This is a genomic window from Microlunatus sp. GCM10028923, from assembly GCF_042666975.1.
Taxonomy (GTDB): Bacteria; Actinomycetota; Actinomycetes; order Propionibacteriales; family Propionibacteriaceae; genus Microlunatus.
This window is the reverse complement of sequence record NZ_JBHTFF010000007.1, coordinates 142,654-167,269: the sequence shown is the minus strand read 5'-3', so window position 1 is coordinate 167,269 and position 24,616 is coordinate 142,654. Positions and strand designations below refer to the sequence as shown.

Genomic DNA, 24,616 nt, shown 5'->3' with positions numbered 1-24,616 from the left:
AGCTTCCGGCGCCCCGCACCATGATCAGAACTCGGCCTCGCCCTGCCAGAAGTCCCAGACGTTGCCCCAGGGGTCGGTGACGGTGACCGTCCGCGGACCGTACGGCTTGTCCTGCGGCTCGTCGATCTCGACCCCGGCCTCGATGATCTTGCGGTACTGGGCGTCGGCGTCCGGCACGGAGATGATCAGGTACGCGTTCCCGGCGGTACCGCCGCCGCTGATGGCGATCTTGCTGTCCCCGACGGCGAGGTCACCCTCGTACCAGGCGCCGTTCTCGTCCCGGGCGCAGCGGGCCGGCCCGAAGCCGAGCACCCGGGTCAGCCAGGCCACCGCGGCGTCGCCGTCCGGGTAGCGCAGGTAGGGCGTGAGCTTGGTGAAGTTCATGATCAACAGCATCGCCGGTGCCGCGGCCCGGGGTCTTGGAGAAATTCGTCAACGTACGGGCAGTGGCCCATGGAACGCGGCGTCGGTACCGCAGCGGAACCAGCGGCCCGGCGAGGTCCCGGTCAGCTCGGTGAAGTCGCCGACCAGATGCGCCTGGTCGAAGTAGCCGGCCCGCACCGCAAGATCGGCCCAGTCCACCCCGTCCGCTCCGGCGGTCCGGGCCAGCGTGATCACCTGCTCCAGCCGGAGCACCCGCTGGTAGCGCTTCGGGGTCAGGCCGACCGCGGCCCGGAACCGGCGGGTCCAGGCGGACTGGCTCAGCCCGACCCGGTCGCCGATCGTGCCGATCCGTTCATTCCGGCGCAGTCGTGTGATCACGTGCCGGACCAGCGGGTCGGCGGCGACGTCGGCGTCGGACCGGACCAGCCCGGCCAGTTCCGCCTCGATCCGGTCCAGCACGGCCGGACCGCCGGTCGCCGGCTCGGCGACGTCGCGCAACCGGTCGGACCAGGTACCCCAGAGTTGATCAAGGGCGGTCAGCGGGCCGATCCGGTCGGCCGGGATCCGGGCCAGCGCGCCGACCGCCTCGGGCCGGACCACCACGCCCACCAGCCGGCGCTGCTCGGACCGGTCCAGGACTTCCGGGCCGGAGCTGATCGGCGCCAGGGCGAGCGGTCCGACGGTCTGCCGCCGGTCCGCCGCACCGCAGCTGAGCCGGTCGCCGCCGAGGTTGATCAACAGCTGCGCGGTGCCGGTCGGCAGCTTCACCTCGAGCCCGCCGGAGCCGGGATTCTCCACGTACCAGAGGCGCTGCACGATGCCGGCCAGTTCCGGCCGGTGCGGTGCGCGTCCGTGCAGGGTCACCTGGCCAGCCTGCCATTCGAGGCCGTACCGGGCCAACGGCTAGAATCGCGGGACCTTGACCGATCTGCGTACCGCGAGCCAGCCGCGATGACCGAGTGGATTCTGCTGGCCGTCTCCCTGCTGTTGATGCTGGCCTGTGGCGTGTTCGTCGCCGCGGAGTTCGCCTTCGTCACGGTCGACCGGGCCACCGTCGACCGGGCCACCCAGGCGGGTGAGCGGGGCGCGGCCGGTGTCGGCCGGGCCCTGAGCACCCTGTCCACCCAGCTCAGCGGTGCCCAGCTGGGCATCACGCTGACCAACCTCGCCATCGGTTATCTGGCCGAGCCGGCGATCGCGACTCTGTTGCGACGGCCGCTCGGCGGGATCGCGGGCCTGGACGAGACCGCGATCGGCGCGATCGCGCTGGCAGTCGCCCTGTTCGGCAGCACGGTGATCACGATGCTGCTCGGCGAGCTGATCCCGAAGAACCTCGCCCTGGCGCTGCCGATGCGGATCGCCGCACTGACCCAGCTGCCGATGCGGGCGTTCACCAAGGCGATGGCGTGGCCGATCCGGCTGCTCAACGGCGCCGCCAACGCGATCCTGCGGTTCAACGGGATCGAGCCGCAGGAGGAGTTGCGGTCGGCCCGTTCGCCGAACGAGCTGCGCTATCTGATCCGCCGGTCCGCGTCGGAAGGGGCGCTGGACCGGCCGACCGCCGACCTGGTGGACCGGAGCATCGCCTTCGGTGACCGGACCGCCGCGGACGTACGGGTCGCGCGGGTCCGGGTCCGCTTCCTCTGGGCCGGCGACTCGGCGGCCGACCTGATCCGGGCCACCCGGGAATCGGGCCATTCCCGGTTCCCGGTGCTCGGCCGGGACGCCGACGACGTGCTCGGCCTGGTCCACCTGCGGCAGGCGCTGCAGATCGAGGCAAGCCGTCGCGATCAGGTACGGCTCGGCGAGCTGATCCAGCCGGTGCCGCGGGTCCCGGACACGATCGAGCTGGACCCGCTGCTGGCCGAACTCCGGGCGGCGCCGCACCAGTTCGCCCTGGTCGTCGACGAGTACGGCGGCAACGACGGCATCGTCACGCTGGAGGACCTGGTCGAGGAGATCGTCGGTGAGATCGCCGACGAGCACGACCGGCTGGCGACCTCGGTCAGCGCCCGGGCCGGCAACTGGACCCTGTCCGGGCTGCTCCGGCCGGACGAGGTGACCGAACGGACCGGCATCGTGCTGCCGGAACATTCCGACTACGAGACCATCGCCGGCCTGGTGCTGCACCGGCTGGGCCGGATCGCCGCCCCCGGCGACACGGTCCGGGTGCGCGGTGAACGGGCCCAGCGGTCGGAGGAGTTCGTTCCCGAACCGGTCGAGGTCGAGCTGCGGGTCGAGCAGGTCGTCCGGCGCCGGATCGACCGGCTCCGGCTGACCGTCGTCGACCCGATGGCGGGGGAGGACCGGCGATGAGCTTCTGGGCCGGAGTGGCGCTGACGATCGCGCTGCTGTTCGCCAACGCGTTGTTCGTCGCGTCCGAGTTCGCGCTCGTCTCGGCCCGCCGGGCGACGATCGAGCCGCTCGCCGAACGCGGCCGCTGGTCGGCCCGGATGGCGATCCGGGCGATGGAACAGGTCAGCCTGGCCATGGCCGGCGCCCAGCTCGGCATCACCCTGTGCACCCTGGGGCTCGGCGCGGTGTCCGAACCGGTGATCGCCCACGCCATCGAACCGCTCTTCCTCGCGGTGGGGATCCCCGAGTTCCTGGTGCACCCGATCGCCCTGGTGCTGGCGACGCTGCTGGTGGTCTGGTGTCACGTCGTGCTCGGCGAGATGGTGCCGAAGAACATCGCCCTGGCCGGGCCGGACCGGGCGGCGTTGATCTTGGGCCCGTTCATGCTCGTGGTGATCTTCCTGCTCCGGCCGTTCGTGGTCGCGCTGAACGCGATCGCCAACGGGGCGGTACGGCTGTTCGGGGTCGAGCCGAAGGACGAGGTCGGCTCGACGTACACCCACGAGGAGGTGACCGGCCTGGTCGACGAGTCGCGCCGGGAGGGTCTCCTCGACGCCGACGAGTACGGCCTCGTCTCCGGCGCGCTCGAGTTCGAACAGCACACGGTGGGCCAGGTGATGCTGCCGCTGGACGGGCTGCTCACGGTCTCGCCCGAGACCACGCCGGCCGAGATCGAACGGCTCTGTGCCGAGACCGGCTTCTCCCGCTACCCGATGGTCCGCGACGGCGAGGTGGTCGGCTACCTGCACGTCAAGGACGTGCTCGGCTCCGACGCGCCGGACCGGCCGGTGCCCGAGCACCGGATCCGCGGCCTGATCACCGTCGCGCCGGACACCCGGCTGCACCGGGCGCTGCGCACCCTGCAGGGCCAGGGCGTCCATCTGGCGCGGGTCGCCGGGCCGGACGGGTCGACCCTCGGCCTGGTCGCGCTCGAGGACATCCTCGAGGAACTGGTCGGCACCATCAGCGGCTGAGCCGAACCCCGGCAGCGGATAATCGGGCCGTGACCAGGGTGATGATCAAGGTGCTCGCGGCGATGGTGCTGGCCGCGCTGTTCGGGGCGTGCTCGGTGTTCGGCACGACCGGGCTCCCGAACGACCCGGTCCGCGCCCATCCGCTGCCGCCGGACCAGCTCGTCCTGGAGATCACGTACGGCGTGGGCGGGCTGGCTCCGTCCGAGCTGTACGCCACCACGGCACCCTGGCTGCTGGCGTACGGGGACGGCCGGTTGATCATGGCCGAGGAGCAGAACTACCAGGACGGCTGGCACCGCGGCTACCGGCAGACCATGATCGATCCGGAACTCGTGGCCGGGCTCGCCGAGCGGGCCCGGGCCGCCGGGCTGGACCGCGAGCTCGACTTCGGCTCGCCCCGGGTCACGGACGCCGGCTCGCTGAGCCTCCGACTGCACGGGACGGGGGAGCCGATGCGGCACCAGGCGTACGCGTTCGGTCCGGAGATGGAGAAGGGAATGTCCCCGTGGCTGCGGGGCCGCCGTGACCTGCTGCGATCCTTGATCGACAACGCCGAGTCACTAGCCGGCGACGCGGCCTGGCAGCCGTACCGGCCGGAGTTGATCTTCGTGTACGAGCAGCGCCGGCATGGCCGGGACAAGGGCACGGCCGAGCCGTGGCCGGGGCCCGACCCGGACCGGTTCCTGACCGAGGGGAGCAAGTCGTTCCGGGGTACGGCCTGCGGCGAACTGCGCGGGCCCGAGGCGGAGCAGGTCTATCAGGCCTCGCTGCGGAACCGGTTCGGCCAGTGGACCGTCGCCGGTGAGCCGCGGAAGTTGTTGATCAACGCCCTGCCCGGCTCCCGGGCCGCCTGTGGTCAGTGATCGTCAGAAGTAGTCCCGGATCTGCACGGCCGGCCCGCCGAACGCGCCGTCCCAGGCCGAATCGGTGGCTGGGTCGCCGCCGGTCAGCAGGCCGGTGGTCCGGAGCTCGGCGAGCGGCAGCGCCCCGGTGAACAGAGCGGCCAGCCCGCGGGCGGTGAAGACCCGCTGGTCCGGCTCGGCGTGGGACCGTTCGCACCGGCCGCGGCCACCGGCGATCCGGAGCCGGTAGGCGCCGTTGTTGCCGGCCACGAAATGATCAGCGACCGCGAAGTCGAGCACGGCCTCGTAGCCGTAGTGGTAGCCGCGGCGGGACAGCGCCCCGGCGACGTCGATCACGTTGATCATGTACGGGCTGCGCTTGACCACCTGCCAGTCCAGCGCCGGCAGGATCGCCCGGACCGCGTCGAAGCCCGAGCTGCCGAGCTTGATCGTCGGCGTCACCGAGGAGAATGAGCCGAGGGTGCGGAGCAGGCCGCGGTAGCCGTCCGGCGTGCTCGCGATCAGCTCGTCCACGGTGATCATGGAGCCCGGGCCGTAGCCCTGGCCGCGGTCCCAGAGCGCGTACCCGACGAGCTTTCCATGATCGTCTTCGGCCACCGTGACGCCGGTGAACTCGGACAGCAGTTGTTCGACCTGGCCGGCGAAGGCGGCGCCGTCGCGGGTCAGCGGACCCTGCTGCGCGGCGGCCCAGGCCGTGTAGCAGTCGAAGATCGCCGGCAGGTCCGCCGCGATCGCCCGGCGCACCCGTCCGGTCGCGGGAGCCTCGACGCCGGCCAGTGAGGTGGCCGGCACCTCGACCTCGAGCAGGTCACCGACCACCTCGTAGCCGAACCGGCGGTAGATCTTCGGCGCGGTGGGGAACAGGCTCGAGATCACCGCGCCACGCTTCCGGGCGCCGGCCAGCAACTCGGCGAACAGCGGCGAGAGCAGGCCCTGGCCGCGGTCCTCGGCCGCGGTCGTCACACCGGCGATCCCGGCCGTCGCCACCCGCCGGCCGCCGAACCAGGAGTCGAAGAACCGATCCAGCATCCGGGCGCCGAGGTGCTCGGTCCCGTCGGCCCCGGTGACGAACGCCCCGTACCAGGCCTTGCCGTCGCCGGCGATCGACGCCGGCTCGGTCGGCGGCGTGCTGGGCGCACCGAACGCCTCCCAGCCGAGCCGACGGGACGCCTCGGCGTCCTCGGAAGTCAGGGGTCGCACGGTCACGGTCACGTGCAGAAGCTAACCGATCAACCGCCCGGCGCCGCACCCGGCACCCGGCGGATGAAGCGGCGGTGAACATCGCTCAACGCCCGGCCGCAGGGCCGGAACGGTGTGGTAGCGTCCCGCTTGGGACCGGTCCCGGGACCGGTCCCAGTTTGGCCGAAGGTTCGGCATCCACGTTTCGTCGGAAGGCACCACGATGCGCCGTTTCCCTCATCCCCACAGAATTCTCGCCCTGGTCACGGTCCTGGCCTCGGTGGCAGCAGCGGTCGCCTGCTCGGCGACCCCGGCGGACAACGAAGGTCCCCTCAGCCTGATGATCTGGGATCCCGCCCAGACGGCCGGGGTACAGCGGGCCGTCGACGCGTTCGAGGCCGCCAATCCGGACCTCCAGGTCCAGCTGGAACAGGTCCCGGAGGACCAGTACTACACGAAGCTCGACGCCTCGCTGGGCGCCGGCGAAGGTCCCGACGTGATGTGGCAGAGCTCGCGGGCGCCGAGCTACGTCGAGGGCGGGGCGCTGGAGCCGTTGAACGCGTACCTGGAGCGGGACCAGGTGTCCCTGGACACGTACCCGAAGCAGCTGGTGGACCTGTACAACTTCGACGGCCAGCAGTACGGGATGCCGAAGGATCAGGACGTCTGGACCTTCGTCTACAACACGGCGGTGTTCGAGAAGCTCGGAGTGAGCGAGGTTCCGACGGCCGACTGGACCTGGGACGACATGATCCGGGTCGCCACCGAGCTCAAGGCGAAGCAGACGTCGTCGGCCGACGTGCCGATGTTCTACAACTACGACTTCAACCGCGGCGTCGGCAGTCTGGTCCACGCGCTCGGCGGCACCGTGATCAAGGACGGCCGGGGCTCGGTGTCCTCGCCGCAGGGGATCCGGTCGTTCGAGATGATCAAGGACCTGCAGGACCGGAAGCTGATCCCGCCGGTCAAGGACTCGGCCGACTTCAACGCGACCTCGTCGCTGATCTCCGGCAGCCTCGCGATGGCGAAGATCCCTTCCTGGCAGCTGTCCCTGCTGGCGCAGGCCGACGTACCCCGCGGCACCTTCCGGATGGTTCCGCAGCCGGCGGTCGACGGGTCCAGGGCGACCGACACCAACGGGCTGTCGTACGTCATGAACGCGAACTCCGGGCAGAAGGACGCGGCCTGGAAGTTGATCAAGTTCCTCACCTCCGACGAGGGCGCCAGGCTGCAGGTCGAGGGCGGCGCCAGCTTCGCGGCGAACGTCTCCGCCGACGTGAAGGCCGCCTACTACGAGGCGAACGGCACCATCGACGGGGTCCGCGAGACGTTCGAGGTGACGCTGGAGCAGAGCTATCTCCGCACCACCACGGAGTTCCCAGCCACCCGGGCCGTGATGCCGGAGATCGAGAGCACGGTGGCCGGTCCGTACTACGCCGGGGAGCTGTCCGTGGCCGAGGCGGCGAGCCGGGCCGACGCCATCCTGACCAGGTCGCTGCAATGACCAGCGCGACGCTGGAACGTCCGGTGCGAACGCCGGCGGCCCGGCCCCGCCCGGTCCGGCGGCGGCCCGCCGGACGCCGGGACGCCCGGGTCGGGCTGCTGTTCCTGGTGCCCCTGTTCGTCGGCCTGCTGGTCTTCCGCGGGTACGGCTTCGGCTACAACGTCTGGCTCTCGTTCCACCAGGCCGGCGCCTTCGGCCGGGCGAAGTTCATCGGGGCGGCCAACTACCAGGAGCTGCTCGCCGACGGGCAGCTGCGGATCGCGCTGATCAACACCGTCAAGTTCTGCGCCTTCGTCGTCCCCGGCGTCGTCCTGGTGGCGCTGCTCTGCGCGACCCTGATGCAGCACCGGTTCCTCGGCCAGTCGGTGTTCCGGGCCGTGATCTTTTTGCCCGCGGTGTGTCTCCCGACGGCGGCGATCCTGTTGTTCGGCTGGCTGTTCCAGACCCGGTACGGTCTCGTCAACGCCGTGATCCAGGCCCTCGGCGGAACGCCGGTCAGCTGGTTCGGCACCGCGGTCGGTGTCACCGTGGTGATCACGGTGATCGTGATCTTCCTGTCCTTCAGCGTTCCCGCGATCATCCTCTACGCCGGCCTGCAGGAGATCCCGGCGGAGGTCTACGAGGCCGCCACCATCGACGGCGCCGGGCCGGTGCGCCGGTTCGTCCTGATCACGCTGCCGCTGCTCAGCCCGTCGCTGTTCTTCGTGGTTCTCACCACGACGATCAGCACGCTCAAGCTGTTCGACGTCGCGTACGTCCTGCTGCCGCCCGAGCAGTCCGCCTCGGTGAACTACGGACTCACCGCCGTCTATTACTACTACCAGCTCGCGTTCCTCAACATCGGTGACCGCGGCTACGCCTCGGCGGTCTCGCTGCTGCTGTTCGTGCTCATCCTGGCCGTGTCGGTCGTCCTGTTCCGGCTGCAGCGGCGGTTCGTCCACTACGGGGAGGACGGCTGATGACCGGCACCCGTGGGTGGACCTACGCGGTCGCCGGGGCCGTCGGGCTGTTGATCTTGGTCCCGTTCGCCTGGATGGTGGCGACCAGCCTGATGACGCCGGCCCAGACCCTGCTCGTTCCGCCGCAGGTGATCCCGGCGCCCGCGACCCTGGAGGGAGTCCGCGAGGTGTTCGACCGGATCCCGTTCGCGACCCTGCTGGGCAACACCGTCCTGGCCTCGGCCGGCCGGGTGGCCGGGACCCTGGTCGTCTGCACCCTGGCCGCGTACGCGCTCGCGGTGATCAAGGTTCCCGGTGCCCGGGCCATCCTGGTCGCCGTCCTCGCTTTGATCATGGTCCCGGGCGACATCTTCGTCATCCCGAACTTCGCGATCATCTCCGCGCTCGGCCTCACCAACACGATCGTGGCCCTGTTCCTGCCGTCGATCTTCGACGTGTTCGGGGTGTTCCTGCTGTACCAGTTCTTCCGCGGGGTCCCGCGGGAACTGATCGAGGCGGCCCGGATGGACGGCGCCTCCCATCCGCGGATCTTGATCACCATCGTCGCGCCGATCGCCCGGGGCGGCCTGATCACCTTGTCGATCTTGACCGTGCTCGCCGAATGGAAGGAACTGCTGTGGCCGATCGTCGTCAACCGGTCCGTCGAGAAGCTCACCCTGGGGCCGGGACTGGCCCTGCTGCGCGGCACGTACACCACGGACTACAACGTCCTGATGTCCGCCGGTGTGCTCGCCGCCCTGCCGATGATCATCATCTTCCTGGTGCTGCAGCGGCGCTTCATCGCCAGCGTTGCCCGCAGTGGGCTGAAATGATCGCCGATAGCATGGGGCCCATGCCTGCCGGCCCCGATTCCCGCGACGGCGGATCGCAGAGCCCGCGCAAGGCGAGCACGATCCGCGACGTCGCCACGCTGGCCGGAGTGTCGAAGTCGACCGCGTCGCGCGCCCTGCTCGGGCAGCCGGGGGTCAGCCCGGAGAACCTGGAGAAGGTGCAACAGGCGATCCGCCAGCTCGACTTCGTCCCGAACCGGATCGCGCGCAGCCTCTCGGCGCCGTCGCCGGCGATGCTGGGGCTCTTCCTGCGGAACTCGGACTCACCCTTCTACGGCCACCTGGCCAAGGCGTTCGACGGCGAGGCCGACCGGCGCGGCTACGAGGTGCTGTCGGTCGCCTCCGGTGATCAGACCGACGACGCCAACTACCAGTCGCTGATGGTGCTCGTCGGTCTCCGGACGGCCGGGATCGTGGTGGCCACCCCGGTGGTGGACCCGCTGACGATCCGTCGCGTCGCGGCCCGGGTGCCGCTGGTGCTGGTCGGCCAGATCGGCCAGCCGGACAACCCCGAGGTGCCGTTCGTCGCTCCCGACCCGAAGGACGGGCTGGTGCTGGTCGATCAGGTGCTCGCCCACGGGCACACCTCGGTGGCGCTGACCGCGGTGCCGCCCGAGCAGTCGCCGACCCAGTGGGTCCGGATCGAGGAGATGCAACGCCACCTGGCGACCCGGGGCGTTCGGCACCGGGTCGTCACCGTGCAGCCCGACACGGATCTCTCCGACCTCGTCGCCGGCCTGGTCCGGGACCGGGTGACAGCGGTCCTGTGCAACAACGACTTCGTCGCCCTCGACGTGCTGGCGGCGGCCGCGCGGCTGGGGATCGCGATCCCCGGCGAGCTCTCGGTGGCCGGCTTCGACGGGCTGCCGCCGTTCGATCATGAGGCGGTCGGTCTGACCACCTACCGGGTGCCGGCGGCGGCGATGGCGGCCGCGGCCGCGGATCTCGTCGACCGGCTGGTCCGGGGCGAGACCGTGGACGCCGGCGGCAGCCTGCTGCCCGGCGAGCTGGTCGTCGGCCGTACCACCGGTCCGGCACCCACGTCCTGACCCGGACCCGGCCGCGGCACGACCTCCCGTGCCTGCGCCGGCGCTCCGCGTCCATCGCAGCAAGATCATCTACGGAACGGCATCCGACGTGACGAACCACGACCCCGCACACCTCCTGAACCTTGCCCGACGTACGGCCCGCGAGGCCGGTGACCTCGCGGCCGAACTGCGCGCCGGCGGCATCGACGTCGCGTCGACCAAGTCGAACCGGCTCGACATCGTCACCCAGGCCGACACCGCGGTCGAGACGCTGATCAGGACCCGGCTCCGGTCGGCCCGCCCGGACGACGGATTCCTCGGTGAGGAAGGCGATCCGAGCGAGGGGACCTCCGGCATCACCTGGGTCGTCGACCCGATCGACGGCACCGTCAACTACCTCTACGGCTCGCCCTACTACGCGGTTTCGATCGCCGCGACGGTCCGCGAGCCCGACGGCGGCCGGCGCGCCCTGGCCGGCTGCGTCCTCGCGCCGGAGCTCGGCGTCGAGTACACCGCGACCGCCGACGGACCCGCCGTCCGCAACGGTCAAGAGCTGCGGCTCGGCGATCCGGCGCCGCTCGCCGATGCCCTGGTCGCGACCGGCTTCCCGTACGACCTCGGCAGGCGCGAGCGCGTCGTCCGGGTCATGGCCAGGCTGGCGCCGCTGATTCGTGACTTCAGGCTCAACGGCGCCGCGTCCCTGGAACTCTGCGGCGTCGCCGAGGGCCGCCTCGACGCCTTCCTGCTCTGGGATCTCCCGGTCTGGGACTACGCGGCCGCGGCCCTCGTCGCGACCCGGGCCGGAGCGCGGGTCCGCGGCGGGACCGACTCGCCCCGGACGCCCCTGCTGCTCGCCGCCCAACCCGCCCTGGCGGCCTCGATCACCCCGCACCTGACCTAGCCCGCACCTGACCTAGGAGGCATCATCACCAACCCACCCCGCAGCTTCGTCCTCGCCGGGCATCGCGGAAACATGGCCGACGCCCCGGAGAACACGCTCCGGTCGTTCGCCAGCGCGGAACAGGTCGGCGTCGACGAGATCGAACTCGACGTCCAGCTGACCAGGGACGGCGCGCTCGTCGTGCTGCACGACCGGACCCTCGAACGCACGGCGGCCGGCGCGAGTCCGTACCTGCGCACCCCGGTCGAGGACCTGACCCTCGAGCAGGTTCGCAGCGTCGACCTGGGCGAGGGCCAGCGGGTGCCGACCCTGGAGGAGACCCTCGACGCGACGACCGTGCTGCTCCGGGTGGAGATCAAGGCGCTCGCGGCGGCCCGTCCGCTGGCCGCGCTACTGGCAGGGCGCCCCGATACCGACCGGGCGCGCTGCGTGATCACGAGCTTCGACCCGCTCTCGCTCGCAGAGTATGCGGCGGACGATCCCGGCGGCACCCGGGGCGTCGGGCTGCACGTACCCGATCCGGACAGCGACTGGCGAGCCGAGGTCCGGCGGATCGGTGCGTCGACGGTCCTGGTTCCCTTCGCCCGGCTGACTCGTGATCTTGTCGACGAGCTGCACCGGGACGGTCTCCGGGTGGAGGGCTCGCTGATCGAGGGACCGGCCGACGTGCGCCGGATCGTCGACCTCGACCTCGACGCGTCGGCGTCGAACTGGCCCCGCTACGCGCGCGAACTGCTCCGGGGATCGGACGAGTTCCTGACCCGCTTCCCGACCTGGCCGGGCACGGAACTCAGCCGGTGATGCTCTGCTGGACCGCCGGGCGGCCGGCCAGCCGCTGCTCGCCGTTGGCGACGCCGATGGCGAGGGCGCGGCCGAACAGTTCGGGGAAGCGGGACGGCATCATGCTCAGCTGCTGAGTGCCGCCGATCGAGAGCGCGGTGGCGATCACGGCGTTGCGGCCGGACGCGCTGCCGAAGACGGTGACGGTCTCGCGTTCCTCGGCGGGCCGGCTCTGCAGGGCCTTCAGTCGGTCGGTCACATAGGAGATGTCGCCCGGCGCGAAGCGGTTGGTCAGGTTGTCCGACCAGCTGAGTACGGTGCCGCCGGCGTGGGTCCGCGGTCCGCCGACCTGGTTGGCCGCGAACCCGATCAGTTCCCGGAGCCAGCCGACCACCCCGGGCTGGGACATGCTGATCACCCGGTACGTGTCCCGATGGCCGGCCGGGCCGGCCGCCTCGAAGACCGCGAACAGGGCGTCGCCCATCAGGTTGTTCCGGGTCGTCGTACTGACGTTGAGATTGACCTGGCTGAGCCCGCGGATCGAGCCGGAGAAGACGCCGGCCGAGGAGGAGCTCATCGACGCCGTCCGCGGCCCGGTGGCCCGGGCGCTGCCGTACGAACTCGAGAAGGAGGTGCCGAACATCCGCAGCTGGTGGCTCATCGTGCCGTTGATCGCGCCCTCGGTCTGGGAGTCGAAGTGCCGCTCGATCTCGACCAGCCGGGCGTTGCTGATGGTGGCGTCGCCCTCGGCGACCCGGTACGCCAGCTCCGACGGCTCGTGCCACAACTCGCCGAGCGACTCGTGCAGCGCGTCGGCCAGCGCCCAGTCCCGCCGGTTGAAGCTCTTCGACCTGATCTCGCCGGAGATCCCGACGATCAGGAAGATCACGCCGAGCAGGGCGAGGATGCCGATGAAGATCTGCAGGGCGATCACCATGCCGACCCGTTCCAGTGGGTCGCTGCTGTAGACCAGGGTGACCGGGATGGTGATCGCCGCCCAGACGACGATGAGAACGATGCCCCAGACCAGCAGGCTGCGCTTGCGCATCGAGAGTGCCATGGGCGACATCCGCCGGGTTTCCGCCATGGACCTGAACACTACTGAAACCGGCTGGCGCCGGGAACGATTCGTCCCAAAGGTAGGTTTCGGGTGTGCGAGCCGACACCAGTGAAACCGATCCCGTCAGCCTGCTCCGGTCCGAGGCCGAGCAGCGGGCGTCCATGATCACCGTGACGTCGATGCGGGTCGACCTCGATCTCACCTCCGCGACGCTGGAGGGTGCGGCCGGTGAGCTCTTCGCCTCCACCACGACGATCGACTTCCGGGCCACCCCGGGCGGTCGGACCTTCCTTGATTTCAAGGGCCGCCGGCTGATCTCGGCCACCCTGAACGGGACCGCGCTGCCGGCCGAGAGCTGGCGCAACGGCCGGATCGAACTGACCGGCCTGGCCGAGGCCAACACGGTGGTGGTCAGCGGTGAGATGGCGTACTCCAGCGACGGGGAGGGCCTGCACCGGCACGTCGACCCGGCCGACGGGCATACCTATCTCTATGCGATGTCGTTCCTGGACGCCGCGCCGCGCTGGTTCGCCTGCTTCGACCAGCCCGACCTGAAGTCGCCGTACGCGTTCGAGGTGACTGCGCCGGAGGAGTGGACGGTGATCGGCAACGGCCCGGCGGAGAAGGTCGGACCGGGTCGCTGGCGGATCGTCCAGGAGCGTCCGCTGTCCACCTATTTCGTCACCCTGGTCGCCGGTCCGTACGCCTCCGTACGGCATCGGCACGACGGAATCGAGCTCGGCTTCCACGTCCGCGCGTCGCTGGGCGAGCAACTGCAGGCGGAGGCCAAGGACCTGATCGAGGTGACCAGCCAGGCGTTCGACTACTACCACCGCACGTTCGGCGTCCGCTATCCGTTCGGCGAGTACCACCAGGCGTTCGTCCCCGACTTCAACGCCGGCGCGATGGAGAACCCGGGCTGCATCACGATCCGCGACCAGCTGATCTACCGCTCCCGGGCGACCACCGCGCAGCGGGCCGGCCGGGCCGGGTTGATCGCGCACGAGATGGCCCACCAGTGGTTCGGCGACCTGGTCACGATGACCTGGTGGGACGACCTGTGGCTGAACGAGTCGTTCGCCGAGTACGTCGCGCACCGCTGCTGCACCGACGCGACGCGCTACCCGCTCTGGATGGAGTTCGGGATCCGGAAGGACTGGGGCCGGATCGCGGACCAGGCACCCTCGACGCACCCGGTCGCCGGCAACGGCTCGGCCGACGCGCAGGCCGCGCTGCAGGACTTCGACGGCATCTCCTACGCCAAGGGCGCCGCGGTGCTCCGGCAACTGGTCGCCTATCTCGGCGACGACGTCTTCCTGGGCGGCCTGAAGGACTACTTCGCCCGGCACGCGTACGGCAACGCCGAGTTCGCCGACCTGATCGCGGCCTGGACCCGGGCCGGCGCGGTCGACCTCGACCGCTGGGCCGCGAACTGGCTGCGCACCTCCGGCCTGGACACCCTCGCGGTCGCCGACGGCGCGGTCCGGCGGATCGCACCCGCCGACCACCCCGCCGACCGGACCCACGCGATCGAGGTGGCCCGGCTGGACGAGGGTGGCGCCGTGGCGGAACGGACCCGGATCCAGCTCGCCGGCACCCCGCACCCGGCCCTGAGCCGGTCGAAGGGCCTGATCGTGCCCGACGCGGCCGACGAGACCTGGGCCAAGATCGCCTTCGACGGCGGGGACTGGCCGCGGCTGACCGCGGTGATCGGCGGGATCACCGACCCGGCGATCCGGCTGGTCGTCTTCAACGCCGCCCGGGACGCGGTCCGCGACGCGGCGCTCGATCCGGCCGAGGCCCTGCGGCTGATCCTGGCCGCACTGCCGGCCGAGACCGAGGACGTGGTCTGGGAGGCGATGGCCCGGTTCGCCCGGACCGAGCTGACCGGGCCGTACTGCCCGCCGGCCGAGCGGGCCGCCCGGCAGGCCGAACTGCACCGGGTGACGCTGGCCGCGATGGCCGCCGCCGCGGCCGGGTCGGACCGGCAGCTGCTGGCGTTCCGGGCGGCGATCCCGACCGCGGCCGACCCGGAACTGCTGCGCGGCTGGCTCGGCGGCGAAACGCTGCCGGCCGGGCTGGAGCTGGACCAGGACCTGAGCTGGGGCCTCGTGTCCCGGCTCAGCGAGCTGACCGGTGACGCGGGACTGATCGAGGAGCGGCTGGCGGCCGACCGGTCGGCGCTCGCCGAGCAGCACGCGGCCCGGGCCCGCGCGGCGCTGCCGACGGCGGAGGCGAAGGCGGCCGCCTGGGAGTTGCTGCTGCGGCCGTCCACCGGCTCGGCCTACCAGGTGTACGCCACAGCGGAGGGGTTCTTCCGGCCCGATCAGGACGAACTGGCCGCTGACTACGTACGACGCTACTTCGACGAGATCGGCGCGACGGCAGGCTTCCGGACCGGCTGGGCCCTCGGCCGGACCGCGGAGCTGGCGTATCCGTACCTGGCGGTGAGCGAGGAGATCCTGGCGCTGGCCGAGCAGACCCTGGCCGGCGACGGCCTCGCGGATCCGCTCCGGCGAGCCCTGATCGACGGCACCGACCGGCTCCGGCGCGCAGTCGCGGCCAGGCGGCGGTTCGGCTGATATCGATAACAGACCCTGTGGTCACAATCTTGTTTCGCGTCCACCGTGATTGGCACCACGCCTTGCGGTGATGGACGACGATGGCCTAGAAATGGTCAAGCCGCGCGGTCAGGAGGCGCGGTCCTTTCGCGCCCGCGATCCGGGCGCCATCTGGAGGAGGAGACGTTCCATGCGAGGAAGAGCTCGCGCAGCGATCGCCGCGGCGATCGGCAGTCTGGCGCTCATCGCGTCAGCCTGCGGAAGCGGCGGAACACCCACTGACCCCGGCCAGAGCGGGGCCGCCACCACGGGGGGCGAGATCACGGTCCGCGGCTGCACGCCGCAGAATCCGCTCGTCGCAGGCAACACGGCCGAGGTGTGTGGGGGCAACATGCTCGACCTGCTGACCTCGAAGTTGATGCACTACGCGCTCAAGGATGCGACGCCGGAGTACGACATCGCGGAGAGCATCGACACGACGGACAACCTCAACTTCACGGTCAAGCTCAAGCAGGGTTACAAGTTCCACGACGGCACCGAGGTGAAGGCTCACAACTTCGTCGATGCCTGGAACTACACCGCTGCTGGGGCCAACGGCCAGCAGGGCAGCTACTTCTTCGAGCCGATCGAGGGCTACGCCGAGGTTTCCTGCCCGAACGAGGAGTGCTCGCCGAAGCCGAAGACCGACAAGCTGTCGGGCCTGAAGGTCGTCGACGACTACACGTTCACGATCAAGACCACCGGCGCGGTCTCCAACCTGGTCGTCCGTCTCGGCTACTCGGCCTTCGCGCCGCAGCCGGATGCGTTCTTCGAGAACCCGGACAGCTTCAAGACCAAGCCGATCGGCGCCGGCCCGTACCAGGCCGAGATGATCGACGACACCCAGTACGTCTTCAGCAAGTACGCCGACTACTCGGGTGAGTTCAAGGGCAAGCCGGACAAGATCACCTTCCGGATCTACAACGACCCGGGCGCCGCGTACCGCGACGTGCAGGGCGGCAACCTGGACGCGACCGACATCATCCCGCCCGACTCGATGGTGGACGACCTGTACAAGTCCGACCTGCCGGATCGCTGGCTGGTCCGCGAGCAGGGCGTGATCCAGGCGATCGGCTTCTCGCCGGTCGACGAGCAGTTCAAGAACAAGGACCTGCGCCAGGCCATCTCGATGGGGATCGACCGGGACCTGATCACGAAGCAGATCTACAACGGCAGCCGTACCCCGGCCGACAGCTTCGTCTCCCCGGTGGTGAACGGCTACAAGGCCGGCGCCTGCGGTGAATGGTGCACGTTCGACGCGGCCAAGGCCAAGGCGTTGTACGACAAGGCCGGCGGCTACAAGGGCACGCTGACCTTCGGCGTCAACCAGGACGGCGGCCACAAGCCGATGGCCGAGGCTGTCTGCAACTCGCTGAAGAACTCCCTCGGCATCGACTGCGCCGTGGAGATCACGCCGGACTTCAAGACCCTGCGTGACCAGCTGAACAAGAAGGAGCGCAAGGGCATCTTCCGGCAGGGCTGGCAGATGGACTACCCGAGCATCGAGAACTTCCTCGCCCCGATCTACGCCAAGGGCGCGTCGTCCAACGATGTCCGGTACGACAACCCCGAGTTCCAGGCCGATCTGCAGAAGGGCAACGCGGCGAAGACGACCGACGAGGCCAACAAGTTCTACCAGGATGCCGAGGCGAAGCTGGTCGAGGACCTGCCCGCCTTCCCGACCTGGTACGACGCGGCCGTGATCGGTTGGTCCGACCGGGTGACCAACGTCGAGACGAACGCCTTCGGCGTCATCGACTACGCCCAGATCGAAGTCAAGCAGTGACGGACGGCCGAGGGGCGGTGGTGAACCCACCGCCCCTCGGCCGATTCCCGTGACCCACGTGCCTCAGCTTGTCGAAGCTCACCCGTTTCGGCATGCTCAGGTCACGTCAACCTGAAAAGGGGATGCGCGGATGGCAACCTTCATCGTGCGCCGGGTACTGCAGATGATCCCGGTCTTCTTGGGCACGATCTTCGTTCTCTACCTTGCGGTCTTCGGCCTCGGCGATCCCATCGCCGGCCGCTGCGGCGAGCGACCCTGCCAGCCCGGTTACGTCGCCAAGTTCACCGAGGAGTACAACCTCGACCAGCCGCTGCTGGTGCAGTACGTGCTCTACATCGGCAAGCTGTTGCAGGGTGACCTCGGCACCAACTTCTACGGCAACGAGGTGGCCCACGAACTGGCGATCCGGTATCCCACGACGATCACCCTGACGGTGATCGCGATCAGTTGTGAGGTCCTGATCGGCATCACGGCGGGCGTCCTGGCCGGCATCCGCAAGGGCCGCTTCCTGGACAACCTGGTCCTGGTCAGCACCCTCTGCGTGATCGCGGTGCCGGTGTTCGTGATCGGCACGCTGGCCCAGCTCGTGTTCGGCGTCCGACTCGGCATCTTCCCGGTGACGTCGACCCAGGGCACGCTCTACCAACTGCTGTTACCCGGCTTCGTGCTCGGCACGTTGTCGGTCGCCTTCGTGTCCCGGCTGACCCGGGCCTCGCTGGTGGAGAACCTCCGCTCCGACTACGTCCGGACCGGGAAGGCCAAGGGCCTGACCAACCGGCGGGTGATCGGCGTGCACACGCTGCGTAACTCCCTGATCCCGGTGGTGACCTTCGTCGGCACCGACATCGGCACCCTGATGGGCGGCGCGGTGGTCACCGAACGGATCTTCAACATCAACGGCATCGGCGGCTTCATCTTCCGCAGCGTCAACCAGAAGGACGGCGTCTCGGTGGTCGGGGCCGTGGTGGTGCTGGTGCTGGTCTATCTGTTGATGAACCTGATCGTGGACATCTTGTACGGGGTGCTCGACCCGAGGATCGGTCATGGCTGACACGACGTCGATTCCGCTGCTCGCCCCGGGCCAGGCGGAGCAGGTCGGCGGGCCGGGCGGCGGCCAGCAGGCCCGGTCGCTGTGGTCCGACGCCTGGCGGGAGCTGCGCGGCAATCCGATCTTCTGGATCTCCGCCGGCCTGATCGTGATCATCCTGCTGATGGCGATCGTGCCGCAGCTGTTCACCCAGACCGATCCGAACTTCGCCGACCTGCGCCGGGCCCGGGAATCACCGTCGTTCGACAAGGCCTGGTTCGGCATGGATTCGCAGGGGTACGACGTGTACTCCCGGACCATCCACGGCGCCCGGTCGTCGTTGATCGTCGGCCTGCTGACCACCGTGCTGACCGTGATCATCGGCGGCGGGCTGGGCACGATCGGTGCCTACCTGGGCGGCTGGGTGGACGCGGTGCTGTCCCGGATCGGCGAGATCTTCTTCGCCATCCCGCTGATCCTCGGCGGCCTGCTGTTCCTCTACCAGTTCCCCAACCATGCCGGCGATCCGTACCTGCAACTGGTCGGCAAGGTGGTCCTGGTGATGACCTTGATCAGTTGGCCGCAGACCGCTCGGGTGATGCGTTCCAGCGTGCTCCAGGTGAAGCCGAACGACTACGTCCAGGCGGCCCGCGCACTCGGCGCCAGCCCGGCTCGGTTGATCTTCCAGCACATCCTGCCGAACGCGGCGGCCCCGGTGATCGTCGTCGCGACGATCAACCTCGGCGTCTTCATCGCCACCGAGGGCACGCTGTCGTTCCTCGGCATCGGCCTGCAACCGCCGGCGATCTCCTGGGGACAGGCGATCTCCGACGCGTCCGGGATCGGCCTGATCCGGACGGCTCCGCACATGTTGATCTTCCCGAGCCTGTTCCTGTCGATCACGGTGCTGGCGTTCATCATGCTCGGCGACGCCGTCCGGGACGCCCTCGATCCGAAGCTCCGCTGAGGAGGGGGAGAGATGACCGAATCATTCGTGGAGACCCGTGCGGTCGAGGCCGAGCGCAGCTGGGTGCCGACCGACGGGGTGTTGCTCGAGGTTGATCAACTCCAGGTCGAGTTCCGGACCAAGGAAGGCGTGGCGCACGCGATCAACGGCGTCTCGTTCGACCTGCGCGAGGGCGAGACGCTGGCGATCCTCGGCGAGTCCGGTTCCGGGAAGTCGGTGACCGCGCAGGCGATCATGGGCATCCTGGACACCCCGCCCGGCTACGTCACCGGCGGCGAGGTGCGCTACTGCGGCACCGACCTGCTGAGCCAGGACGAGGAGATCCGGCGGTCCGTCCGCGGCGCCGAGATCGCCATGGTCTTCCAGGACGCGCTGTCGGCGCTGAACCCGGTGTTCCCGGTCGGCTGGCAGATCGCCGAGATGTTCCGCAAGCACCGCGGAATGAACCGGGCCGACTCGCTGGAGCAGGCGGTCCGGCTGATGGAGCGGGTGCAGATCCCCGGCGCCCGGCAACGGGTGAAGGCGTTCCCGCACCAGTTCTCCGGCGGCATGCGGCAGCGGATCATGATCGCGATGTCGATCGCGCTCGACCCGGCGATCTTGATCGCCGACGAGCCGACCACGGCGCTGGACGTGACGGTGCAGGCCCAGATCATGCAGCTGCTGGCCGAGCTGCAGGCAGAACGCAAGATGGGCCTGATCCTGATCACTCATGATCTTGGTGTGGTGGCCGACGTGGCCGACCGGATCGCGGTGATGTACGCCGGCAAGATCGTCGAGTCGGCCGAGGTGTTCGAGCTGTACGCGCAGCCGCAGCACCCGTACACGAAGGGTCTGCTGGAGTCCATCCCGCGACTGGATCAAAAGGGCCAGGACCTGGCCGCGATCGGCGGCCTGCCACCGAACCTGATGCACATCCCGGACGGCTGCGCCTTCCACCCGCGCTGCAAGTACGCCCAAGACATCTGCCGGGAGGAACCGGCGCCGCTGCTGCGCCAGCTCGGCAAGAGCCGGCACAGCGCCTGCCACTTCGCGGAGGACCTCGCCGTCGCCGAGCCGACGAACAGTGAGCTTGCCGACACCACCCAGCAGGGGAGGGAACTGCGATGAGCGACGTGATCCTGCGCGCCGAGGAGTTGTACAAGCACTACCCGATCAAGGCCGGTGTGCTGCGCCGGACGGTGGGCCACGTGAAGGCCGTCGACGGGGTCTCGTTCGAACTGCACAAGGGTGAGACCCTCGGCATCGTCGGCGAGTCCGGCTGCGGCAAGTCGACCCTGGCCCGGCTGCTGGTCGGGCTGGAGGAGCCGTTCCGGAGCAACGTCGGCAGCACCAGCCGGCCGAGCCCCGGCCGGCTGCTGTACGACGACGTCGACGTGACCAAGCTGTCCGGGTCGGCCTGGCGGCGGGCCCGGCGGAACATCCAGATGATCTTCCAGGACCCGTACACGTCGCTGAACCCGCGCAAGACGGTCGGCGACATCGTGGCCGAGCCGTTCCACATCCACCCCGATGTGGTGCCGGCGCCGCAGCGGCGGGCCAAGGTGCAGGAGTTGCTCGACCTGGTCGGGCTGAACCCGGAGCACATCAACCGCTACCCGCACCAGTTCTCCGGCGGCCAGCGGCAGCGGATCGGGATCGCCCGCGGTCTCGCGCTGAACCCGAAGATCCTGGTCTGCGACGAGCCGGTGTCGGCGCTGGACGTCTCGGTGCAGGCGCAGGTGGTGAACCTGCTGGAGCGGCTCCAGGCCGAGCTCGGGCTGGCGTACATCTTCATCGCCCACGACCTGTCGGTGGTCCGGCACATCTCGGACCGGGTCGGCGTCATGTACCTCGGCACCATGGCCGAGATCGGCGACGAGGACCAGATCTACTCGCGGCCGACGCACCCGTACACGCAGGCCTTGTTGTCGGCGGTCCCGGTGCCGGACCCGACGCTGCGCAACAGCCGGGACCAGATCGTGCTGACCGGCGACGTGCCGAGCCCGGCCAACCCGCCGGCCGGCTGCCGCTTCCACACCCGCTGCTGGCGGGCCCAGGACCGGTGCGCCGTCGAGCAACCGCAACTGGTGCTGCGCCCCGACGGCACCGGTGAACACGCCTCCGCCTGCCACTTCGCCGAGGTCCGCGAAGTCGTCTGACCGCCGACCGGGGTCGAATCCCGGCGGGTCACAAATCTGCAATGGAACCGCCCGATCTGGGCCGAGATGCGCCGGCGAAGGGCGTTGCATTGCAGATTTAGGACAGCGGACTCAGTCGACGGGACGCCAGCGCCCGTCGTAGGCGGGCGGCACTGTCTGCTCCCATTCGCCCGAATTGATCGCCGCAACCTCCTCGACAGGGATCGCCATCACCGCGATCGTCACTCGTTTCGGGTCAGTGGGGTTGGTCGACGTGATCTTCACCCAGTCAAGGTCCCGCTCCTTCTTCGGCGCCTCCACGAGGGTTTCGAAGACGTAGTGGTCCTCGGTCCGGCCGTAGGTATTGGCCGCGATCACGATCGCAGCACCGCTCGTCAGAGTGACGCGGAATGGGGAGGGCGGGTTACCCACGATCTTCATGATCACCACTTCTCCTTCAAAGACTCGAGGGCCTCGCGGATCTTCCGTTGAGCCTTCTCATCGTTGTCGATGTCCTCCTGGACCTTCCGGGGCAGGCTCGCACCTTTCGACGTCCTGAACTTGCCCTTGCCCGCGTACTCGTAGCGGGTGCCGCCTTTCACGTTGTCCAGCTGAACATGGAGGCTAGCGGGTCGGTAACCAGGGCGCGGGTTCTCCAGGTCGATCCGCCACGGCGTCCGGCCTGCCGTGCCGTCCGCGACGGGCTTGGAGAAGGGGTATTGCTGGCCGTTCGCACCCCAGAGCTTCTTGTTGAACTCGACGTCCTTCTTCTTCGAGCCGGACTTCGGGCATTTGCACTTCTTGGCATTGCCACCCCGGTTGTTGCCGCCCCCCGGCTTGGCTCCTGAGCCGAACGCGCCGTCTCGGCCGTCGTTCGGCACGGCGTTGGTGGACCCCGCGCCACAGGTGCAGTTGCATCCCTGCAGGCCGAGCAGACCCATCGGGATGGCAGCAAGCAGCACCAGGACCTGGAGCAACCGACCCAACTTTCGAACCCTCATCTCAAACCTCCCTTACGATTCCCCGGCAGACACGGGGTCAGCATCCAGAGCTGCACCCGTCATCGACGGTCACCGTGACTCCTGCGAATCCCTCTACCCATGAGCAACACGGCGATGATCAACAAGCCGTATGGAGACCTCATCCACTGGTCTTGACCATGCCTCAGGCGATTCCGGCGAAGTCCTCTCGCACCTCGTCGCGCCGTCGAATTTTGCACGGTCCATACCAGGAAGGTGACGCGACGCCGCCACCCGGGTCGCAGTCGCAACGCCGCCTCCTGATGGGCGCGACACAGCCACACCGGTCGGTTGAGCCAGCCTGTCATCGCGCACGCGGAGTCTCCGCAGAGATGGCAGTCCCGTTCTTTGTGATGCACCGCAACAGACTGCGGCAGGTCGGACGACGGCAGGGGGACACCGCGTCCCCCTGCGGTCGGACGCGAATCAGTTGAGTACGGCTGCTTTCATCCGTGCAGCCAGAGAACTCGAGCGATCGGCGATCGACGCCGGCGCGCACTCAGCCAACTCATCGGCCAGCGTTCTCGCCCAGGGAATCAGCGCGACGGCTTCGAGGGAAACGGCCGCTGCGGCCTCAAGATCGACGACTGCCTCGGTGAAGTCGCGGCGGTCAGCTTTCGCCTGCGCCGTCTCCAAGAGGACGCGTGACCGCCGCACGACGGACCGGACACCGCCTATGTTGATCTTGCTCGCCTGGCGGATCGCGCTTCCGGTCTTCCGCAGGCACGTACTAACGATCACGGACAGGATCTCGACGTTGTAGGAGTCGAATGCAGATGGAAGGTGCGAATAGCCAGGCGGCAGTAGCCGCGCGGTTCTTGATGCGGCGTCCAGATATCGGTAGGAGTCGCCTTCACGACCTGCCAGTCCATGCGCCGCCGCAGCTTCCAACTGCAGCGCTCCGTAGACACCCCGGATCTCGACTGTTCCGGATTCAAGGTGGGGCCGAACCAGATCGGCGCCAAGATCAGCAAGCCGTGCCGCATCGGAGTACTCTCCCGAGGCACAGAGACTCACCGACGAGGACCAGGCAGCCAAGGCCAGTGACAGCGGTGTATCGGCGCCCTCAGACATCGCGCGGCCGCGCTCGACTGCCAGCGCGTGCAGTTGAGGCTCCGAGATGTGCGCCAGCAGCCGCTGCACGAGTCGGTATAGGTCCCCTGCAACGGCCCGCGCTCGCCGCTGCTCAGCCTCAGCGAACCGAACGCAACTGTGGGACTGGATGATCAGTTCTGGCAGCAATCGTCCGACATCTGTGCGCTGTTGCGGGGAACTGTGCCACAGCTTCCAAGCCTGCTCCACCCGGCGTTGCAACTCGATGACTGAGACGGGGTCCGGCGATCTCTGGTTCAGAAACGCCACGCTCCCCATCGCATCCCGGATTGCCGGAACGACAGGGTGAGTGGCCTTTTCCCACGCTGAGACGGGCAGAGCGATCGACTCGCCCGTTAGCTCCGACACGTCCTTCACGTCGAGTACCTCGGCGATCTGGACAAGAAGCCGGATGGAAGTCAGACCACGCTTCCCGCTCTCGATCTTTTTCAGCCAATCGGGACTTCGCCCGACAAGACCGGCAAGGACTGGACGAGTCAGTCCACGTGCCTCGCGACAGCGACGTATGCGCTCACCGGTCGACCGCGGTGGAACCTCAGCCACGGGCTACCTCCATACTCCTCACCGCGACATCTCGAACCACAAACGCTGAGCCTCGGGCCGCAGACCAATAACGATAGCGTTGCAGACGGGACGCCAGGAAGCCTTGAGGAGCTACTGAAACCATGCCGGTCATCGGAATCACAGGCCACTCGCAGTTGAGCGAACCAACCGTCGGATCAGTTCGCGATGCTCTCCGCGAGGCGCTGCGCCCCTATGGCCATGGCCTCATTGGTCTGAGCTGCCTGGCCCGAGGCGCCGATCAGATCTTTGCCTCGGTCGTCTTAGAACTTGGCGGAGCTCTCGATGTGGTCATTCCGGCATTCGACTACGCGTCCGGAATCCGCGACAATACCAGCCGGGCCCGGTTCGATGGACTCCTGCGACAGGCCCGCGACGTCCACCATCTCCAGTTCGCAGAATCCGGCCCGGCCGCCTACATGGCGGCGAGTCGAGAGGTCATCGAACGTTGCGACAGGCTGATCGCCGTATGGGATGGCAGCCCCGCGGACGGAAATGGCGGCACGTCAGACGCGGTCCAGTATGCGCGCCACGTCCGACGTGAGATCACCGTGATCTGGCCCCACGGCGCGCAACGCAGGTAGCTCAGGAATGCGAGTTCGGCAG

General features: G+C 69.1%; 23 protein-coding genes and 1 pseudogene. 16 read left to right on the top strand and 8 right to left on the bottom strand.

The genetic code is table 11. From position 1 onward, the window contains the following. Window positions 1-24: 24 nt before the first annotated feature. Complete coding sequence (locus ACFQU4_RS18530) at window positions 25-384, bottom strand: VOC family protein (RefSeq protein WP_377494548.1); 360 nt, start codon at window positions 382-384, stop codon at window positions 25-27. A 48-nt stretch (window positions 385-432) separates the two neighbouring features. Next, on the bottom strand, window positions 433-1,248 hold the full coding sequence (locus ACFQU4_RS18525; RefSeq protein ID WP_377494546.1) for a helix-turn-helix domain-containing protein: 816 nt from the start codon (window positions 1,246-1,248) through the stop codon (window positions 433-435). 87 nt (window positions 1,249-1,335) lie between these two features. On the opposite strand from ACFQU4_RS18525, the gene ACFQU4_RS18520 reads away from it, so the two are divergent. Genes ACFQU4_RS18520 through ACFQU4_RS18510 form a run of 3 tightly spaced genes read left to right on the top strand, consistent with a single transcriptional unit; the run spans window position 1,336 to window position 4,576 of the window. Further along, on the top strand, window positions 1,336-2,700 hold the full coding sequence (locus ACFQU4_RS18520) for a hemolysin family protein (RefSeq protein WP_377494544.1): 1,365 nt from the start codon (window positions 1,336-1,338) through the stop codon (window positions 2,698-2,700). After that, window positions 2,697-3,713, top strand: coding sequence for a hemolysin family protein (locus ACFQU4_RS18515; protein ID WP_377494542.1), 1,017 nt, complete (start codon window positions 2,697-2,699; stop codon window positions 3,711-3,713). Before ACFQU4_RS18520 ends, ACFQU4_RS18515 begins: the two co-directional genes overlap by 4 nt. 29 nt (window positions 3,714-3,742) lie before the next feature. After that, window positions 3,743-4,576: a hypothetical protein gene (locus ACFQU4_RS18510; RefSeq protein WP_377494540.1), complete on the top strand. Its 834-nt coding sequence runs from the start codon at window positions 3,743-3,745 to the stop codon at window positions 4,574-4,576. Window positions 4,577-4,579: 3 nt separating this feature from the next. Here ACFQU4_RS18510 and eis read toward each other — a convergent pair whose 3' ends face one another. Next, window positions 4,580-5,788 (bottom strand): enhanced intracellular survival protein Eis, encoded by a 1,209-nt coding sequence (gene eis / locus ACFQU4_RS18505; protein WP_377494538.1) that lies wholly within the window; start codon window positions 5,786-5,788, stop codon window positions 4,580-4,582. A gap of 247 nt (window positions 5,789-6,035) precedes the next feature. Here eis and ACFQU4_RS18500 point away from each other — a divergent pair, with 247 nt between their 5' ends. From ACFQU4_RS18500 to ACFQU4_RS18475, 6 genes are all read left to right on the top strand, one after another. Beyond that, on the top strand, window positions 6,036-7,259 hold the full coding sequence (locus tag ACFQU4_RS18500; RefSeq protein ID WP_377494536.1) for an ABC transporter substrate-binding protein: 1,224 nt from the start codon (window positions 6,036-6,038) through the stop codon (window positions 7,257-7,259). Further along, window positions 7,256-8,218: a carbohydrate ABC transporter permease gene (locus ACFQU4_RS18495; RefSeq protein WP_377494534.1), complete on the top strand. Its 963-nt coding sequence runs from the start codon at window positions 7,256-7,258 to the stop codon at window positions 8,216-8,218. Before ACFQU4_RS18500 ends, ACFQU4_RS18495 begins: the two co-directional genes overlap by 4 nt. Then, a complete protein-coding gene (locus tag ACFQU4_RS18490) occupies window positions 8,218-9,030 on the top strand; it encodes a carbohydrate ABC transporter permease (RefSeq protein ID WP_377494532.1) in 813 nt (270 codons plus the stop codon). Before ACFQU4_RS18495 ends, ACFQU4_RS18490 begins: the two co-directional genes overlap by 1 nt. A 20-nt stretch (window positions 9,031-9,050) precedes the next feature. Further along, window positions 9,051-10,097, top strand: coding sequence for a LacI family DNA-binding transcriptional regulator (locus tag ACFQU4_RS18485; RefSeq protein ID WP_377494530.1), 1,047 nt, complete (start codon window positions 9,051-9,053; stop codon window positions 10,095-10,097). A gap of 28 nt (window positions 10,098-10,125) precedes the next feature. Next, window positions 10,126-10,977, top strand: coding sequence for an inositol monophosphatase family protein (locus tag ACFQU4_RS18480; RefSeq protein ID WP_377494528.1), 852 nt, complete (start codon window positions 10,126-10,128; stop codon window positions 10,975-10,977). A 72-nt stretch (window positions 10,978-11,049) separates the two neighbouring features. Then, a complete protein-coding gene (locus ACFQU4_RS18475) occupies window positions 11,050-11,778 on the top strand; it encodes a glycerophosphodiester phosphodiesterase (protein ID WP_377494527.1) in 729 nt (242 codons plus the stop codon). Here the strand turns inward: ACFQU4_RS18475 and ACFQU4_RS18470 are convergent. Then, window positions 11,768-12,817 (bottom strand): hypothetical protein, encoded by a 1,050-nt coding sequence (locus ACFQU4_RS18470; RefSeq protein ID WP_377494525.1) that lies wholly within the window; start codon window positions 12,815-12,817, stop codon window positions 11,768-11,770. The two genes, ACFQU4_RS18475 and ACFQU4_RS18470, sit on opposite strands and share 11 nt — an antisense overlap. Window positions 12,818-12,909: 92 nt before the next feature. Between ACFQU4_RS18470 and pepN the strand changes: the two genes are divergently transcribed. The 6 genes from pepN (at window position 12,910) to ACFQU4_RS18440 (ending at window position 21,338) form a co-directional block, all read left to right on the top strand. Next, complete coding sequence (pepN, locus tag ACFQU4_RS18465; protein ID WP_377494523.1) at window positions 12,910-15,399, top strand: aminopeptidase N; 2,490 nt, start codon at window positions 12,910-12,912, stop codon at window positions 15,397-15,399. A gap of 169 nt (window positions 15,400-15,568) precedes the next feature. Further along, complete coding sequence (locus ACFQU4_RS18460; RefSeq protein ID WP_377494521.1) at window positions 15,569-17,203, top strand: ABC transporter substrate-binding protein; 1,635 nt, start codon at window positions 15,569-15,571, stop codon at window positions 17,201-17,203. A 130-nt stretch (window positions 17,204-17,333) separates the two neighbouring features. After that, the gene (locus ACFQU4_RS18455; protein WP_377494519.1) at window positions 17,334-18,254 is read left to right on the top strand and encodes an ABC transporter permease; all 921 of its coding nucleotides are present in this window, start codon (window positions 17,334-17,336) and stop codon (window positions 18,252-18,254) included. Next, the gene (locus ACFQU4_RS18450; RefSeq protein ID WP_377494517.1) at window positions 18,247-19,197 is read left to right on the top strand and encodes an ABC transporter permease; all 951 of its coding nucleotides are present in this window, start codon (window positions 18,247-18,249) and stop codon (window positions 19,195-19,197) included. The genes ACFQU4_RS18455 and ACFQU4_RS18450 overlap by 8 nt, the downstream gene beginning before the upstream one ends. Window positions 19,198-19,209: 12 nt before the next feature. Further along, complete coding sequence (locus ACFQU4_RS18445) at window positions 19,210-20,307, top strand: ABC transporter ATP-binding protein (RefSeq protein ID WP_377494515.1); 1,098 nt, start codon at window positions 19,210-19,212, stop codon at window positions 20,305-20,307. Further along, window positions 20,304-21,338 carry an ABC transporter ATP-binding protein gene (locus tag ACFQU4_RS18440; protein WP_377494513.1) on the top strand — a complete coding sequence of 345 codons (1,035 nt, stop codon included), beginning with the start codon at window positions 20,304-20,306 and terminating at the stop codon, window positions 21,336-21,338. Before ACFQU4_RS18445 ends, ACFQU4_RS18440 begins: the two co-directional genes overlap by 4 nt. Before the next feature lie 111 nt (window positions 21,339-21,449). Here the strand turns inward: ACFQU4_RS18440 and ACFQU4_RS18435 are convergent, their stop codons facing one another. The 4 genes and pseudogenes from ACFQU4_RS18435 to ACFQU4_RS18420 form a co-directional block, all read right to left on the bottom strand. Then, a complete protein-coding gene (locus tag ACFQU4_RS18435) occupies window positions 21,450-21,764 on the bottom strand; it encodes a hypothetical protein (protein WP_377494511.1) in 315 nt (104 codons plus the stop codon). Then, entirely contained in the window at window positions 21,761-22,318 is a 558-nt protein-coding gene (locus ACFQU4_RS18430; RefSeq protein ID WP_377494509.1) for a hypothetical protein, read from the bottom strand. Before ACFQU4_RS18430 ends, ACFQU4_RS18435 begins: the two co-directional genes overlap by 4 nt. Window positions 22,319-22,762: 444 nt before the next feature. Further along, window positions 22,763-23,806, bottom strand: a complete 1,044-nt coding sequence (locus ACFQU4_RS18425; RefSeq protein ID WP_377495170.1) for a hypothetical protein — start codon at window positions 23,804-23,806, stop codon at window positions 22,763-22,765. Window positions 23,807-23,809: 3 nt separating this feature from the next. After that, window positions 23,810-23,992, bottom strand: a pseudogene (locus ACFQU4_RS18420) (helix-turn-helix domain-containing protein); the annotation flags it as partial. A gap of 122 nt (window positions 23,993-24,114) precedes the next feature. Here ACFQU4_RS18420 and ACFQU4_RS18415 point away from each other — a divergent pair. Continuing rightward, complete coding sequence (locus tag ACFQU4_RS18415) at window positions 24,115-24,594, top strand: hypothetical protein (RefSeq protein ID WP_377494507.1); 480 nt, start codon at window positions 24,115-24,117, stop codon at window positions 24,592-24,594. Window positions 24,595-24,616: the final 22 nt, after the last annotated feature.

What these genes read in the sequence shown, in the direction of transcription:
- ACFQU4_RS18445 (WP_377494515.1), top strand. Translation starts at nt 19,210, where the DNA reads ATGACCGAATCATTCGTGGAGACCCGTGCGGTCGAGGCCGAGCGCAGC.
- ACFQU4_RS18415 (WP_377494507.1), top strand. Translation starts at nt 24,115, where the DNA reads ATGCCGGTCATCGGAATCACAGGCCACTCGCAGTTGAGCGAACCAACC.
- ACFQU4_RS18495 (WP_377494534.1), top strand. Translation starts at nt 7,256, where the DNA reads ATGACCAGCGCGACGCTGGAACGTCCGGTGCGAACGCCGGCGGCCCGG.
- ACFQU4_RS18430 (WP_377494509.1), bottom strand. Translation starts at nt 22,318, where the DNA reads ATGAGGGTTCGAAAGTTGGGTCGGTTGCTCCAGGTCCTGGTGCTGCTT.
- ACFQU4_RS18470 (WP_377494525.1), bottom strand. Translation starts at nt 12,817, where the DNA reads ATGGCACTCTCGATGCGCAAGCGCAGCCTGCTGGTCTGGGGCATCGTT.
- ACFQU4_RS18530 (WP_377494548.1), bottom strand. Translation starts at nt 384, where the DNA reads ATGAACTTCACCAAGCTCACGCCCTACCTGCGCTACCCGGACGGCGAC.
- ACFQU4_RS18455 (WP_377494519.1), top strand. Translation starts at nt 17,334, where the DNA reads ATGGCAACCTTCATCGTGCGCCGGGTACTGCAGATGATCCCGGTCTTC.
- ACFQU4_RS18520 (WP_377494544.1), top strand. Translation starts at nt 1,336, where the DNA reads ATGACCGAGTGGATTCTGCTGGCCGTCTCCCTGCTGTTGATGCTGGCC.
- ACFQU4_RS18485 (WP_377494530.1), top strand. Translation starts at nt 9,051, where the DNA reads ATGCCTGCCGGCCCCGATTCCCGCGACGGCGGATCGCAGAGCCCGCGC.
- ACFQU4_RS18450 (WP_377494517.1), top strand. Translation starts at nt 18,247, where the DNA reads ATGGCTGACACGACGTCGATTCCGCTGCTCGCCCCGGGCCAGGCGGAG.
- ACFQU4_RS18460 (WP_377494521.1), top strand. Translation starts at nt 15,569, where the DNA reads ATGCGAGGAAGAGCTCGCGCAGCGATCGCCGCGGCGATCGGCAGTCTG.
- ACFQU4_RS18515 (WP_377494542.1), top strand. Translation starts at nt 2,697, where the DNA reads ATGAGCTTCTGGGCCGGAGTGGCGCTGACGATCGCGCTGCTGTTCGCC.
- ACFQU4_RS18475 (WP_377494527.1), top strand. Translation starts at nt 11,050, where the DNA reads ATGGCCGACGCCCCGGAGAACACGCTCCGGTCGTTCGCCAGCGCGGAA.
- ACFQU4_RS18440 (WP_377494513.1), top strand. Translation starts at nt 20,304, where the DNA reads ATGAGCGACGTGATCCTGCGCGCCGAGGAGTTGTACAAGCACTACCCG.
- ACFQU4_RS18490 (WP_377494532.1), top strand. Translation starts at nt 8,218, where the DNA reads ATGACCGGCACCCGTGGGTGGACCTACGCGGTCGCCGGGGCCGTCGGG.